The following is a 232-nucleotide window of genomic DNA, read 5'->3' on the forward strand; positions in this document are numbered from 1 at the left end:
CACAATGGGTTGGGTAAAACCATCTATTTCAATGGATTTTTTCAGCAGTTTTTTTTCGGGTGGTGCCACGTTGTTTGGGTTGTAATCATTCGGCACAAGCTGATCATTTTTGACCCACAAAACACAATCTACCGGTTCTTCCCGAAAAGGACTTACCTGATCGATTGCCATGCGGATTCCATTAATCGCTTTGATGCGATCGTCTTCCGGCAAGCTGGCCAGAAATTGCGTT

The 232-nt window shown here is 44.4% G+C and carries 1 protein-coding gene; it reads right to left on the minus strand.

What is annotated here, in order from left to right; genetic code table 11:
* On the minus strand, positions 1–171 hold a 171-nt coding region (locus SB822_RS61325), incomplete at its 3' end, for a ParB N-terminal domain-containing protein (protein ID WP_410859695.1).
* Positions 172–232: the final 61 nt, after the last annotated feature.

Origin of the sequence: Paraburkholderia sp. SIMBA_054 (assembly GCF_046534875.1) — a bacterium.
Lineage (GTDB): Bacteria > Pseudomonadota > Gammaproteobacteria > Burkholderiales > Burkholderiaceae > Paraburkholderia > Paraburkholderia hospita.